Source organism: Bradyrhizobium sp. 132, assembly GCF_023074185.1.
Classification (GTDB): domain Bacteria; phylum Pseudomonadota; class Alphaproteobacteria; order Rhizobiales; family Xanthobacteraceae; genus Bradyrhizobium.
Genome location: NZ_JADPKY010000105.1, coordinates 1 through 12,949 on the forward strand (window position 1 = coordinate 1; position 12,949 = coordinate 12,949).

Consider the following 12,949-nt stretch of genomic DNA (forward strand, 5'->3'; position numbering starts at 1 on the left):
TGGCCCATCAGCGAAGTTGCTCCTTGTCTGGCGGAGGTCCGCTCATACCGCCATTGCAGGCCAGATTTGCTCAACCTGAGTTCTTCTCATTTTGACCCAACTCGGACATCAGGTGGGTGAATACAGGCGGATGTAGCGCGCGACACCGTCGTCCGTTGAAGCGGATTGACGGAGAAGCCTCCTCATCCGCAATTTGACAGCATCTCCTGGAGTATTGTCTCGACCGAGTGCGGCGAAATCCCAAGTTCACCAAATCCGGGCATCTCCGGCGATGACACGGTGTCGATTTGCATCAGTTCCACTTGATTGCGCGTGAGGAGCGGACTCGGCAACATTTCGGACGCCCACGCAAGTGCATGCCAAACGGCAAGCGGGATTGGAATCAGTCGGGGCGCAAGTCCAGCCTGATGCGCAACGGCTCTGAGAAACTCCTCGTAAGTGTAGACGCGAGGGCCGCCGAACTCGAAGATCGTTGAAGGCGTCTCTGCTCGCTGCATGACCCGAGCAATCGCCTCCGCCACATCTTCCACATAGGCCGGCTGCAATCTGGTCACGCCGCGGCCGAACATCGGATAGACTGGAAGCTGGCGGAGGAGCTTGAGGATGGTCGTGAGAAATGCGTCATCCGGTCCGAACATCACGGCCGGGCGGATGAAAAGTGCCTCGATGAACGCGGCCCGGACCGCCAGGTCGCCTTCGCCGCGCTTTCGGATGTACCGTGATTGCGAAGCGGCATCGGCGCCGATTCCTGAGATGTGAATGAGCCGATCGACTCCGGTACGGTGCGCTTGAGCCGCTACCCGTTGGGCAGACTCGACGTGAACGGAATGAAAAGTCTCCTGTCCGTGCTCGACGTAAAGGCTAACCGCATTTACAACGCCGTAGGCGCCGGCAAGCGCATCCGCGACTGATCGCTCGTCGTGAATGTTGGCCCCTACGGATTGAAGTTTCGGATCATCACGACCAAACAGCCTGTGCCCCTGATCCGGATGCCTTGACGCGATCCGAACGGGAAATCCGCGAGAGCGCAGATGCCGAACGATGCGGCGGCCGAGAAAGCCGGTTCCGCCGAACACGGTGACGGTGCGACCGTTCGTTGCCATCCCTTGATTTTCTCGGTGCTCAGAGACACCGTAGCATAGCCCCAGCCGAAGCTGATGTCAGGGTGATGGCCTTTCTGTCTCAGCGAGTCCCCAGCTTCCTGAACAAAGTCGCTATTGATTCTTTGCAGGCGCGCTCGGAAGCACGGCCGCCACACCTTCCGGATTGATGTTGAAGGCCAGGAATATCAACGGCTCGTTGCCTGGGTTTCCCCATTGGTGCACGAGGGCGTACGGTTCATAGATCAAGGAACCCGGTCCCCTTGCTTCCGTCTTGCCGTCGACCGTGTTGGCCCCGGTGCCGGAGATGATGAAGTATAGAGCTGCGCCTGACCGATGGTGTGGCGGGTTGGAAGGCATCCCCGCCGGAAACGTGATTCGCGTGAGATTGAGATCATAAACGCCTGGCTTCAGGTCGGGGATCGGATCCGCTGTACGATATAACTCTCTCACGGCGGTAGGGGCCGTTTGGGCAGACCGGTCCAGGTCACCGGCGGGCGCGAGCAACAAGTGGAGGAAAATAGATGGCCCGTTGCCGCCAGCCCTTAGCGCAGCGGTCTTTCCGCCGGCGATGAACAGCCCCTCTCCAGCGTTGAGCCTTTTGGCCCCGCCATCGAGCGCGACCTGGGTCGAACCTGACATCTGGTAGAGGATGCCGTTGGCTGCCGAGATGCCGCTCATCTCGTCCGGGTGAAGGGTGACGGTCACCGCTTTGAAATAGAGCGGCACGTCCGTGACGGTCGGCAGTTTGGTTGCGGCGATCACCGTTCGTGTGATTGCCGGTTGAGCCGGGGTGGTTTGCGCGGTCCCGGAGGCGGGAAGCGCCATCGCGCCGAGCAACAGTAGTTCGGTTGTCCTGAACTGCATGAATGCCTCCCAGGTTCAGCGATAATCGGAGCAGCATACGCTCTCCCAGCGCCTCTTGGAATGGCAGGTCGCTTTGGGCTGCTATTGGATGGAATCCGAGCGCAAAGGCCGAGCGAAACTGAGTTCGTGGCCGTCGGGGTCGATCAGGTGGAAGAAGCGCTCACCCCATTCGGCGTCGCGGGGCGCGGTAGCTGGCTGGAATCCCGCTACGAGCGCACGGTCGTAAAGTGCGTCAACATCGGCAACGTAGAAGATTACCCGCCCCCCACCAGGACCAGCGCCGCTCGGCACGTTGGGCGATAAGGTTGAGATAGCTCGTCCCGGCTCGAAAGCTTGTGAATGACGACTCCTCGCCGCCATGCAGAATCTCGAACCCCAGCGCGCGGTAGAACCGGACAGCTCGTCGCATTTCGTGGGTGCCCAGTGTGACCGCGCTGATCCCCTCGATCATAGACAGAACTCTCCTGTTTTTTCCCTGTGCCGTTTGTAGTCGATCCTTCTCCCTGCGAAAAGCAGGGACCCCGCTGAACGGCGAGCCGGTGCGAGGCGGCCGCGTCCGCTTTCGCGATTTTGAGCCTGCCGTGTGTGGTAAGCTAGGGCGTGGATAAATCACCCCAAAGTCGCACCCCGCGAAAGGAGCAGAATATGAAGAGCGATAAAAACGTTATCGAATACCTCAACAAAGCGCTGCGCCACGAGCTCACCGCGGTGAACCAGTACTGGCTGCATTACCGTTTGCTCGACAATTGGGGCTACAAGGCGATCGCCAAGACATGGCGCAAGGAATCCATTGAAGAGATGCAGCATGCTGACAAGCTCATCGAACGCATTATCTTCCTCGATCGATTTCCCAATATGCAGACGCTGGAGTTCGTTCATATCGGGAAAACCGTGAAGGCGGTGCTCGATAGCGACTTGAAGGCTGAGTTGTCAGCGCACTCTCTCTACGCTGAAGCCGCGACCCATTGCCATTCGGTCAAAGATTACTGGACACGAAGCCTGTTTGAGACCCTGATGCACGATGAGGAAGAGCATATCGACTTTCTGAAAACCCAGATCGAGCTCGTCACGAAGATCGGCCCCGAGCTCTATGCCCAATATCATATCGGAGAACTTGGCGAAGGCTGAGGTGTTGAGGTCGATACGTGCGAGCAGCCAAGCCAGACTCGGCCAACCATCGATAGCTCTCGCGAGCCAGATGAGGAATGTCTATTGTTGGCCCATTGCGCCCGTTAAGGCGGTGCAGCGAAATGTCGGAAGTTGGGGGTAGACGGGACGCAGCCGGGTCCGGTCCTAAAGGACGTTCGTGACCCGGAACGGAAATGGCAGCACTGGCGATATACGTCGATACACGTGGCTGGGTTCCGAACGATGATCAGTTTGCGCCCGGTGCGTCTGGACGCGCCTAACTGGTGTACCAACGACTCAGATATCGAGCTAACTCTACGCCGGACCTCAATCTGATCTCAACGCGCGGCCAACCTCTTGTACGCCGCGACGGCCCGCGTGAGGTCATCATATTCCGCACAAGGAATGAGGCACAGATTTCCGAGCGCCGTAAGGAGTTGCTCCGCTTTGGCGGGCTCGCCAAGCACTAGATAGGCCTCACCAAGATGCTCATGCGCGCTGCGGTGGCGGGGATTCAGCATCAACGCCTGCTGATAATGACCGATAGCCGGACCAAGCTGGGGGAGCCGTCGATAGGCATAGCCGATGTAGTTCTGGGTATCGGCATTAAGGGGGTCACGCAGTGCGGCGAGTTCGAACGCGGCGATAGCGCCATTCCAATCCTCTGCCGCGAGCGCCCTCTTGCCGGCCTTGAAATCGGGATCGAGCTGCGCCCACTCGGCATCCGATGCGACCGACGCCATGGTGGTGCAGATCGGCCAGGCTTCGGGCGTGATCGCGGCCTCAACTCTACGGTTGAGCCCGCCGACTAGCGGTTTAGTCCTCCACTCCGGCATGCTAATCGCATAGACACCTGCGACCAGTGCACCGAGCACTGCAGCCACTGCGATCGCGCGGATCATCGTTGTCATCTCGGCATCTATGGCTGCCGGGCATCGAGCCAGACAACCGACCGATCATTGTCGTGCACTACCTACGGTATCGTTGCGCAAGTATGCCTTGGCCTCACGGATTTCCTGCCGCTCCGTATCGGCGTTCTTGGTCAGCTCTACCAGCTTGCCAAAATACTCGGTTGCCTTCAGGCGGTCGCCGGCACCGTCGGCGGCGCGGGCGGCTCCCCAGAACGCGCGGAAGCGATTGGGAGTTTGCTTGAGTGCGGTCTCGAATTCGCTCAGCGCAGCTGCGGGCTGCCCGACCTCAAGAAGCAATTCCCCGAGCAGCTCGCGGAACGGAAAGAGGCGGTTCTCCATCGCCACGTGTTTGAGGCTGCCATCTTCGCCATCGGCGGCCGCCCGCATGAATTTCAGGGCCCGATCGCGGTCGCCTTCTTTGAGTGCCACCCAGGCGGAAATGGTAAGCATTTGCTGTTCGGTGCGGTCGGCCCAGTAGGACTGGTCGGCCCCCTGCAGCGTCGTGCGCAACACCTTCATCGCTTCGATTTCTTGCTTGGCGCCGCCTAGATCGCCAGTACGTACCATGCCGAGACCGCGTGTGAAATGGGTTAGCGAATCAGCCATGGGATATTTGGTTGGTGTCATCGGCATCGCGGCAGCACCGGCCCAGTCCGCCCGCTCCAGGACGTAGCGGGCCGGCATAGCGGACTTGGCCGTGAAATTCACGAAGTTGATCGGTCGATCGCCGCGATCGGCGGTGGCAAGTGACTTCTTGATCATCGCGTCCGCCTTGGCGTCCTGCGCGAGCTGCAGATGCGCATAGACGGTAAAGTCTGACGCATGATAGTAGTCGGGCTGGATCTCTAGCGCCGAAGCGTTTGAGGCGATCGACTCTTCCCAAAGTCCGACCATGGAATAGATGTGCGACGGCATGTGCCGCGCATGCGGCACGGCTGGAGCAATGCCGGCATAACGACGGGCCGACACAACACCTTTCTCAGCAAGCGGCGCAAAGTCGTAGGCGTGAATTAGGTAATGGGTCACGCCCGGATGTTGCGGGTTCTGTTCGAGTAGTTTTTCCAGAAGTGCTGCGGATTTGAGCTGATTGGCGTAGGTGAGGTCGTCTTTCGGCGCCGAGGCTTGTAGCGTAAGCGCATAATAGACCTGCACCTCGTAGTCGTCAGGATAGGTTTGCGCCATCCGCTCCATCGCGGCGTTGTAGGCCGCTAGGCGCGCATCCACCGCGATTCTGTCATGATCGCGGAAATAGGCGCTCAGGGCCTCGATCCAGTCGCGCTCACGCTGCGTCTTCGCCTCGGTAGCCCGCGCTTTTTCCAATGCATCCCAAGCCGCCTGCGCCTCCGCTCGCGTCGGCGTGGTTGCGAGCGTGTTGCCGAGGAGGTCCATCGCCACACCCCAATATCCCATGGCGCAGGTGGGATCCTGCTGCAGAACCGCTTCAAACTTCCGTCGGGCGATCAGAAACCAGTACGAATGCAGCATGGCGACGCCGCGGTCAAACTCGGCCTGCACATTGGGGTCGCAGGATGTAGGAAAGCTCACTTTGCCGAGCTGTTGATCTTGCTGGGCGATTGCGCCGCTTGTCAGCGCGGCGGTGACTAGGCCCATCGCAAACAATACTCGTGTCCACTGAGTGCTCATTGTAAGCCTCCTCTCCAGCTTGGACAGCGGCGGCGCACGAGCTTGCAACCGCCACGCTTTCGAGATTCCTGTTGTTCGGTTGTCCTGCAAAGGTGCGGACGAACGCATAGTCATGGGCGCCCAAAATCGCGCCCGCATCAATATCAAACGAGATGTGTAGTTTGCCCGCCGAAGGCACTGTCGCTACCGCGGACTTATTCACGGGCGCGCGGCAGGCGCCGGTGGCAGCTCAAAGCTTACTCTTCATCTCTTATCCCTAAAAGAGCAGGAAGACTTCCGTACTTGGCCAAGAGCCGCACAACACCTTTGCCACCGGAACGTCGGCTGTCGGAGGTACACCGGGCAAATGTTCTCATGGGCTTGACCGCCGCACATGACCCAAAGCTGACTTTGCGCTGGAGGTCTCGGCAGCTATGATGTCAACCGATGAAGATAACATCTGACACAGCCACGAGGATCTGTCGTCGATGAGGTTAATGTGTGTGGTTCTGCTGCTTGCATTGATGCAGTCCGCAGGTGCGCAGCAGCAAAGCTCGAAGATAACTTTGCGTTGCCAAGGAACGAGTAGGTTGATGGTCACATCCGGAGCAGAGTTGGAATTCGCGCCCGTCACCAATCTCAGCATCATTGTGAGCGGGGACGATCAAACGGTGTCGTTCCTAGATACGGTGTCGTTCCTAGATAACGCCGTTCCGATCACGATGGTCACCCCCTTGCTAGTCGGATTCAGCAGTCAGTACGCGAATGGGAGACCGACCATTTCCAGCCGGATTGATCGGCTTACCAAGAGCGTCGAAATCGATTGGATGCACGAGAACGTCGGCGATAGCACCCATTGGGAGCTTACGTGTCGTCCCGCGCGCCTCGTTGAGGTCCGCTGAGTGAGGCATGGCGGAGTAGATTTGCGCAGGTTGAGTATTTCGCATTTTGACCCGGAACGGACTCTTCACGTCAAGACCACACGTCCGATGGAAAAATAGCGTAGCCTACTTTGCTGTTACGCAATCGTCCCCTACGTTTCTCGCACGTTAACCACCCAAAATCTTAAGGATGACCATGTTTGCCAGGATCGGCTTCGCCGTTGTCATAACATGCGCTACCGTAGCCTTTACCGTCCCGGAGGCTAATGCTGCGGATACCGAACTCTCACTCGCACTCGATAATGCCGCACAAGTTGTGCCTCGTAACGTCTCGGTGCGGGCGGTCGATTATCATGGAGGCCCGGCGCTCGAGGTTCGACGCCTCATCTCGGGGGCCGATCCGGACATCGACACCTTTGCCTTCGTGCCGGGCTTTGACTTCCATAACGGAACCATCGAGGTTGAGGTTGCCGGCAACCCATTGCCCGAGGCCCCCCAGGCGCGCGCGGCTTCGTGGGAGTAGCGTTTCGGGTCCAGACGACTGACGGGTCTTTTGCCAGTGAAGGAATTTATTTGCGCCCGACCAACGGGCGTGCAGACGACCAAGTCCGGCGCAATCACTCAACGCAATATTTCGCATATCCAGGTTACGACTTCGCCCGCCTCCGGCGCGAGGCACCGGCGCAGTACGAGTCCTATGTCGACTTGATCCCGGGCGAATGGACCGCCATGCGCATTGAGGTACAAGGCACGACCGCCAAGTTATTTGTTGGGGAGGCTCCACAGCCAGCTTTGATCGTCAACGATCTCAAGCGGGGAGCAGACGCGCACGGCAGCATTGGGCTTTATGTCGAGAACGGTACGGATGGCATTTCCGGAATCTGCGCATCCGGCGGACATCTTGATGATGTAATGATAGTTCCAGAGCCCGGGTATGGCCCTTCGGCGAAGTGGCAGCATCGTTCCACGAGGTCCGCTTATTGAGGCAATGGCGGACAAGGTTTGCTCAGGCTGAGTTCTTCGCATTTTGACCCAGAGCGGACAGTCGATTGCCCGCTTCGGTCCGTCGGCAGCCGGCATTAGATACGGAACCAATCCCTTGCGACAGCGTTCTGTATGATCCCGCTCCCGGCCGACATCAGGAAAAATGAGCCCGCCATCAGTTCATCGCATTGAGGATTCGCGCCGGTTCGAGCTGCTCCTTAACAGTATTGTCGATTATGCGATCTTCATGTTGGACGCGGAAGGCCGCGTCGAAACCTGGAACGCGGGAGCAAAGGCGCTGAAAGGCTATTCCGCTGAGGAGATTATCAGCAAGCCGTTCTCGACTTTCTACACGCCCGAAGACCGCGACAAAGGCCTTCCAGAGCGCGCATTAGCTGCTGCCCGTAACACCGGTCGTTTTCATTCCGAAGGATGGCGAGTTCGCAAGGACGGAAGCCGATTCTGGGCGCTCGTGGTGATTGACACCATCCGCGACGATTCCGGCCAACTGATTGGCTTTGCGAAGGTGACCCGGGACATCACGGAGCGTTATCAGGCTCAGCTTGATCTCTTGGCGAGTGAGGGCCGCTACCGCCGGTTGGTGGAGGCGGTTGTCGACTACGCGATCTTTCAGCTCGATCTATCTGGCCATGTGACCACCTGGAACCCCGGCGCACAGCGAATAAAGGGCTATGCACCACCTGAGATTATTGGGAGTCACTTCAGTCGATTTTACACGCCGGAGGATCTTGAACTCGGCGTACCGAAGCGCGCTCTCACGGAAGCTGCCGAAAGCGGTCGTTTCGAGGCCGAAGGCTGGCGAGTGCGGAAGGACGGGACGCGCTTCTGGGCATCTGTTGTCATAGACCGCATTGTGGATGACGCGGGCAGCCTTGTTGGTTTTGCCAAAGTTACCCGAGATTTGACCGAACGAAAAAAGGCGCAGGATGAGCTCCTGAGTGTGCAAGCGCAGTTAGCGGCCTCTCAAAAACTCGAAGCGGTGGGACAGTTGAGCGGCGGCATTGCCCACGACTTCAACAACCTTCTGATGATTGTGCTGGGCAACATCGAAACAGCCGAGCGGCATAGTCGTCATCTTCCCGGGAGCGTGAACATCCAACGCGCGCTAACAAACGCGAAAAGAGGGGCGCAAAGAGCAGCGGCACTAACCAGTCGCTTGCTGGCTTTCTCGAGAAGGCAAGCTCTCGATCCTAAGCCTATTGATCTCAATTCGTTTCTGAACGGCTTGCAGGACTTCCTCCAGCGCACCCTCGGAGAGGGTATCGAGATTCAGACGGTCGGAAGCGCAGGGCTTTGGCAGATCGAAGCGGATACAAATCACCTGGAATCGGCGATTATCAACCTCTGCATCAACGCGCGCGATGCCATGCCGAACGGCGGCAAGTTGACTGTAGAGGCGGTGAACGTCTCCGCCGATGAAGAATATTGCCGGACAAATCCGGAGCTTTCGCCTGGTCAATACGTGGTGCTGTGCGTGACGGATACCGGAAGCGGCATGTCCAGTGACGTCCTCCACCACGCGTTCGAACCCTTCTTCACAACGAAAGAGCCGGGACAGGGAACGGGACTGGGGCTGAGCCAAGTCTATGGTTTCATCAAGCAGTCCGGCGGCCACGTCAAAATCTATAGTGAACTCGGCCACGGCACTAGCATCAGGATGTACTTTCCTCGTTCGTATGTGAGCAAAGTTTCGACTGAGGCCGATTACGAAGAAGCAGTGCCCGAAGGCGAAAATTTGGAAACAATTCTTGTCGTCGAGGATGATGCAGACCTGCGCGCCTATGTATCGGACGCGTTGAGGGATCTCAATTATCGCGTTGTTTCCGCTCCCAGTGCGCAGTCGGCGTTGACTACGCTGCTCCAGGACACTCCTCGGATTGACCTTCTCCTGACTGATGTCGTCATGCCTGGAATCAATGGTCGCGAGCTGGGCAGGCGAGCTCTCCAGATCCGCCCCGGTCTCAGGATTCTTTATATGACGGGGTACTCGCGTAACGCGATAGTCCACCAAGGACGCCTTGAAGAGGGAGTAGACCTGTTGGAGAAGCCTATATCTTTGGCAAAGCTTGCGCTTCGCGTGCGAGAGATGCTGGATCGGACGGCATCCAGCTAAGCGCTATTTCCGCTTGTGGCCCGTAGCTGACCTTAGCTCAGCGTGCCGCGAGGCCTGCTTTTGGGAGGCAAGCTGAAGCATGCCATGCGAGCGACCAAGGCAGCTTTTGACCCAGAGCAGACTTTAAGGCTCCCTCTTTGTCGCTGCCTTGAAGTAAGTGACGGCCCCGTTAACTCAGGTGAATGCGCCCATCAGCGGTCGTGATAGCGTTCGGCATGCGACGCAGACCCGCTGAAATCAGTTCCGGGACATTCCTGTTGGCCACGGCAGCACTGCTGTTGGTGGCGCTGCTTGTTCAGCGGAAGACCGAAAAGCCCTAGAGAGCACGGCCTAGAGAGCACGGCGATGGCGATTTTGCACTTCCTCGCTGGGGCGGCCGTTCTTCTCATCTTAGCTGCCGGGATGATCTATTGCGCTCGCGCAGCTTTGCGCCCCAGCAGGAGGTGACCGGCGGCCGCTTGTTCGGCCAGATCGCGTCGATACTCCGGTTTAGCATTTTGATTGCCGCAAGGTTTGGGCAGCACCTGCCTGCCCTTGAATTCCTCCGGCGCCCCACCCGAGCCGTAACCGCTCACGAATAAGAATGGTAAGCCCCCGGGGTCGTTATTTCAGGGTTGCAGCCGTGAGAGCAGACGTTGTCGATCCTGATCGCGACGTTGCTGATCTCCGCGCATCCGTTCAAGCTCGGCTTCAGCTTTTGCCGTGTCTTGGTTCTCGCGCTTCAGCTCAATAACAAGCGCCTCTTGCTCGGCGAGGCGCCGTTCCCCTTCGACGACATCGCCCTCTATCTGCCTCAGCTCATCGTATATCGCAGTGGTGTACATCACGATCCTCGCGCGGCCGTGCTGCGAATGCACGTCGGAGACTAGTTTGCCGCCTCTTGCTGGCTTTAGTCGGCTGCGCCGCGCAAAATTAGCCGGAGCGCGAGGCGCATGACTTTCAACTCAGCCAACTTCTTGAACGTTCCGGCCGATGCCATTTTTTCCCGCTTTGACCAGTCGAATACGGGACAATGCTATTAGCGATGGCCGAGCAGCTTGAAAGCACCCAAGACACTTGCGTTCCGCCGAAACATTAAAACCTCATGGTCCGTTGTTTCGAGCGAACCCTTTGCCCGTTTGTCCCGTTCTCCAACTGCGGCTGCTGATGGCGTTGACCATCAGCGCCATTCCAAGCTCCTAAGCAGCGGAGGTAATCATGGGAATGCAAGATCGAGAAACGAATAATCTGATCGGGAGTGATAAGGTTGAGGGAACGACGGTGTACGGCGCGGACCGACGTGAGGTCGGTACCCTCGAACGTGTGATGATCGATAAAAGAAGCGGTCAGGTAAAATACGCCGTCTTGAGCTTCGGCGGTTTCCCGGGGCATCGGCGACGACTACTATCCGTTGCCTTGGCAGTCCCTGAGATATGACGAGGGCCTTGGTGGCTATCTAACGAATATTACCGAAGACCGGCTGAAGTCCGCGCCCAAGTACGGTGACGAAAGTAGCTGGAATTGGTCGGATCAGAGTGAGAGCAGAGTGAACAAGTATTACGAGAGCACCTTCATCTAATTCCCAAGAGGACCGCCCGAAAGGCGGTCTTTTGGCGTCAGTCGGATGCGTTGCACCATGCGTGCGCGGCCTGGAGTACCGCGTTCCCAGTAGGATGGCGGTGGTATTCGCACTTCTGGTTGCCGATGACTGGGAACGTCGCATTCGCGATTAGAGATAAGGGAACGAAAGCCCCTGCCAGGCTTTAAGCAACAAGAGACCGTCGCTCGCCGGTACTAACACGGCGCATGTCGCGGATAGCCAAAGGTCGCTGCCCTGCGACCCGCTGCTCTGAATACAAGCGCTCGCGCAGATAGCCAAAAGCGGCGGTCTCCAGTTTCCTTCAAAAGCGTCAGCTGTAAGCCTCCCTCTCGAACGATGGCCCGGCTGTGTAGGTACCGACAGACATCGGCCTGGCGCGGCGCGTTGCTTGCCGTGTTCCTCTACGGCTGTCCCGGCTTCTTCCAAGCCCTAATTGCCCGCGAGCCACTCAATACTATCGGCCCACATCCATTGAGACCTGGAAATGCATAATCGGCTTCAGGGCATTCATGCCGATTGCTGTCGCTGCGGTGATGCGCCCTGTGGGCGGCGCGCAGATCGGTTTGCGCTAGCGATCGTGTCTGCCATGGGATTCGCTCCTTCGCTCTGGGGCTATATGACCCAAAGCTAGGTGTCCAGTCGTGCACGGCGTGATTCCAAACACTCGGCCAAAATTTGATCCGCAGCGAGTCTCGCACGTCGGTCGTCATGCAATTCGTCCAATTTTTTCAAGTAAGCGACTGCCGCTACTTGCAAGAGATCGAAATCATGCTCGCCGGTATCACGAAGGTTGGCGACGTAGCAATAAAGGGCGGAACGCTTGTCATCGTTCTCGCTGATGCCGCTGTGGAGGAGCAAGTAGTTCCGCCAGGCAAACGCACACGCGCCTTCTATCGCAAGAGAAGTCATGGGCACCTCCCAAAGGCAGAGAAAGACTGACGACCCGTTTCGTTCCGAGAATTTCTTGGGTGTAACGTTGTTCCGTAGCTGCGCCACAAGGTGTTTACATGCGGGGGTGTTGGTGCTCAGTCGGCGACTGTCCATAGCGCAAATCTGTCAATGCGATTGGCTGTTCGCGTCGAGTTGAGGCTGGTTGCCTTTCGAGTGGCGGGGCTTGTCCGAATGGGCGTGCGGGTGTTCCCAAAAAATGGGACTGGGGAACATGCGAGACTTCCGGTTCTGGGCCCTTAGCCGAAGGTCGCTTGAACCCGTGTCATGTCGGCTTTCAGGGGCAAACCCGAAGGCAATCCAGCATCGCGTCGACCGCCGCTTGTGACCCACGGCAGGCATAACCGCAGTGTGAGGCACGCCTTTGCGTAGCCTGCTATCAAGAAACATGAGACCTCACCTACTTGAACTTAGAAGTTTGCGGCTATCATGACCGAATGTTTAGGCGTTCTAGGCACCGGAAAAATGCGGAAGGCAGTAGAGTCGCACGACTGGGCTTGGCAGGTGGCGGCAGACACCTATCGGCTGAAGTTATTCTGTCAGCTCACGGGGCGAACGACTCCCAAGGGTGCATCTGTCAGCGATGATGAACTCAACGAAGCCATAAGCCAAAGCTTCACGCAGATGAGCGATGCACGGTTCCGAGAGATGATCGAACTATCCACCGACGCTTCCCTCGAAGCCTACGACAGGGTTGTATCTGCTGCCACCAAGCTTTCGCGCTCCCGGCGCCCCAACTGATTGACTCGCTTGCAATCCCGAATGGCAAGGGCTGGCGGGAAGCCAGAACTGGA

Annotated in this window: 11 protein-coding genes and 2 pseudogenes; 7 read left to right on the plus strand and 6 right to left on the minus strand. The window is 58.0% G+C overall.

What is annotated here, in order from left to right; translation table 11 throughout:
* Positions 1–182: 182 nt before the first annotated feature.
* The 3 genes and pseudogenes from IVA74_RS21415 to IVA74_RS41205 form a co-directional block, all read right to left on the minus strand.
* Complete coding sequence (locus tag IVA74_RS21415; protein WP_256467561.1) at positions 183–1,103, minus strand: complex I NDUFA9 subunit family protein; 921 nt, start codon at positions 1,101–1,103, stop codon at positions 183–185.
* Positions 1,104–1,214: 111 nt separating this feature from the next.
* Entirely contained in the window at positions 1,215–1,967 is a 753-nt protein-coding gene (locus tag IVA74_RS21425; protein ID WP_247347878.1) for a cupin domain-containing protein, read from the minus strand.
* 81 nt (positions 1,968–2,048) lie between these two features.
* A pseudogene (locus IVA74_RS41205) lies at positions 2,049–2,418 on the minus strand (VOC family protein).
* Positions 2,419–2,612: 194 nt separating this feature from the next.
* Here IVA74_RS41205 and bfr point away from each other — a divergent pair.
* Positions 2,613–3,095 carry a bacterioferritin gene (gene bfr, locus IVA74_RS21430; protein ID WP_247347879.1) on the plus strand — a complete coding sequence of 161 codons (483 nt, stop codon included), beginning with the start codon at positions 2,613–2,615 and terminating at the stop codon, positions 3,093–3,095.
* A 338-nt stretch (positions 3,096–3,433) separates the two neighbouring features.
* Here bfr and IVA74_RS21435 read toward each other — a convergent pair whose 3' ends face one another.
* Positions 3,434–3,997 (minus strand): tetratricopeptide repeat protein, encoded by a 564-nt coding sequence (locus tag IVA74_RS21435; RefSeq protein WP_247347880.1) that lies wholly within the window; start codon positions 3,995–3,997, stop codon positions 3,434–3,436.
* 54 nt (positions 3,998–4,051) lie between these two features.
* Positions 4,052–5,650, minus strand: coding sequence for a hypothetical protein (locus IVA74_RS21440; protein WP_247347881.1), 1,599 nt, complete (start codon positions 5,648–5,650; stop codon positions 4,052–4,054).
* Between the two features lie 1,050 nt (positions 5,651–6,700).
* Here IVA74_RS21440 and IVA74_RS21445 point away from each other — a divergent pair.
* The 5 genes and pseudogenes from IVA74_RS21445 to IVA74_RS21465 all read left to right on the plus strand — a co-directional run bounded on the left by IVA74_RS21445 (position 6,701) and on the right by IVA74_RS21465 (position 11,186).
* Positions 6,701–7,033, plus strand: coding sequence for a hypothetical protein (locus IVA74_RS21445; RefSeq protein WP_247347882.1), 333 nt, complete (start codon positions 6,701–6,703; stop codon positions 7,031–7,033).
* 50 nt (positions 7,034–7,083) lie between these two features.
* Entirely contained in the window at positions 7,084–7,494 is a 411-nt protein-coding gene (locus IVA74_RS21450) for a hypothetical protein (RefSeq protein WP_247347883.1), read from the plus strand.
* 163 nt (positions 7,495–7,657) lie between these two features.
* Complete coding sequence (locus IVA74_RS21455; protein WP_247347884.1) at positions 7,658–9,628, plus strand: PAS domain-containing sensor histidine kinase; 1,971 nt, start codon at positions 7,658–7,660, stop codon at positions 9,626–9,628.
* Between the two features lie 635 nt (positions 9,629–10,263).
* A complete protein-coding gene (locus tag IVA74_RS21460; protein ID WP_247347885.1) occupies positions 10,264–10,497 on the plus strand; it encodes a hypothetical protein in 234 nt (77 codons plus the stop codon).
* A gap of 328 nt (positions 10,498–10,825) precedes the next feature.
* Positions 10,826–11,186 (plus strand): annotated as a pseudogene (locus IVA74_RS21465) (PRC-barrel domain-containing protein).
* 648 nt (positions 11,187–11,834) lie between these two features.
* On the opposite strand, the gene IVA74_RS21470 reads toward IVA74_RS21465, so the two are convergent.
* Complete coding sequence (locus IVA74_RS21470; protein WP_247347886.1) at positions 11,835–12,116, minus strand: hypothetical protein; 282 nt, start codon at positions 12,114–12,116, stop codon at positions 11,835–11,837.
* 468 nt (positions 12,117–12,584) lie between these two features.
* On the opposite strand from IVA74_RS21470, the gene IVA74_RS21475 reads away from it, so the two are divergent.
* Positions 12,585–12,896 carry a hypothetical protein gene (locus tag IVA74_RS21475; RefSeq protein ID WP_247347887.1) on the plus strand — a complete coding sequence of 104 codons (312 nt, stop codon included), beginning with the start codon at positions 12,585–12,587 and terminating at the stop codon, positions 12,894–12,896.
* Positions 12,897–12,949 lie beyond the last annotated feature (53 nt).

Excerpts from the sequence above, each read along its gene's own strand:
- IVA74_RS21415 (WP_256467561.1), bottom strand. The coding sequence starts at position 1,103 with ATGGCAACGAACGGTCGCACCGTCACCGTGTTCGGCGGAACCGGCTTT.
- IVA74_RS21455 (WP_247347884.1), top strand. The coding sequence starts at position 7,658 with ATGAGCCCGCCATCAGTTCATCGCATTGAGGATTCGCGCCGGTTCGAG.
- bfr (WP_247347879.1), top strand. The coding sequence starts at position 2,613 with ATGAAGAGCGATAAAAACGTTATCGAATACCTCAACAAAGCGCTGCGC.
- IVA74_RS21475 (WP_247347887.1), top strand. The coding sequence starts at position 12,585 with ATGACCGAATGTTTAGGCGTTCTAGGCACCGGAAAAATGCGGAAGGCA.
- IVA74_RS21425 (WP_247347878.1), bottom strand. The coding sequence starts at position 1,967 with ATGCAGTTCAGGACAACCGAACTACTGTTGCTCGGCGCGATGGCGCTT.
- IVA74_RS21470 (WP_247347886.1), bottom strand. The coding sequence starts at position 12,116 with ATGACTTCTCTTGCGATAGAAGGCGCGTGTGCGTTTGCCTGGCGGAAC.
- IVA74_RS21435 (WP_247347880.1), bottom strand. The coding sequence starts at position 3,997 with ATGATCCGCGCGATCGCAGTGGCTGCAGTGCTCGGTGCACTGGTCGCA.
- IVA74_RS21445 (WP_247347882.1), top strand. The coding sequence starts at position 6,701 with ATGACCATGTTTGCCAGGATCGGCTTCGCCGTTGTCATAACATGCGCT.
- IVA74_RS21440 (WP_247347881.1), bottom strand. The coding sequence starts at position 5,650 with ATGAGCACTCAGTGGACACGAGTATTGTTTGCGATGGGCCTAGTCACC.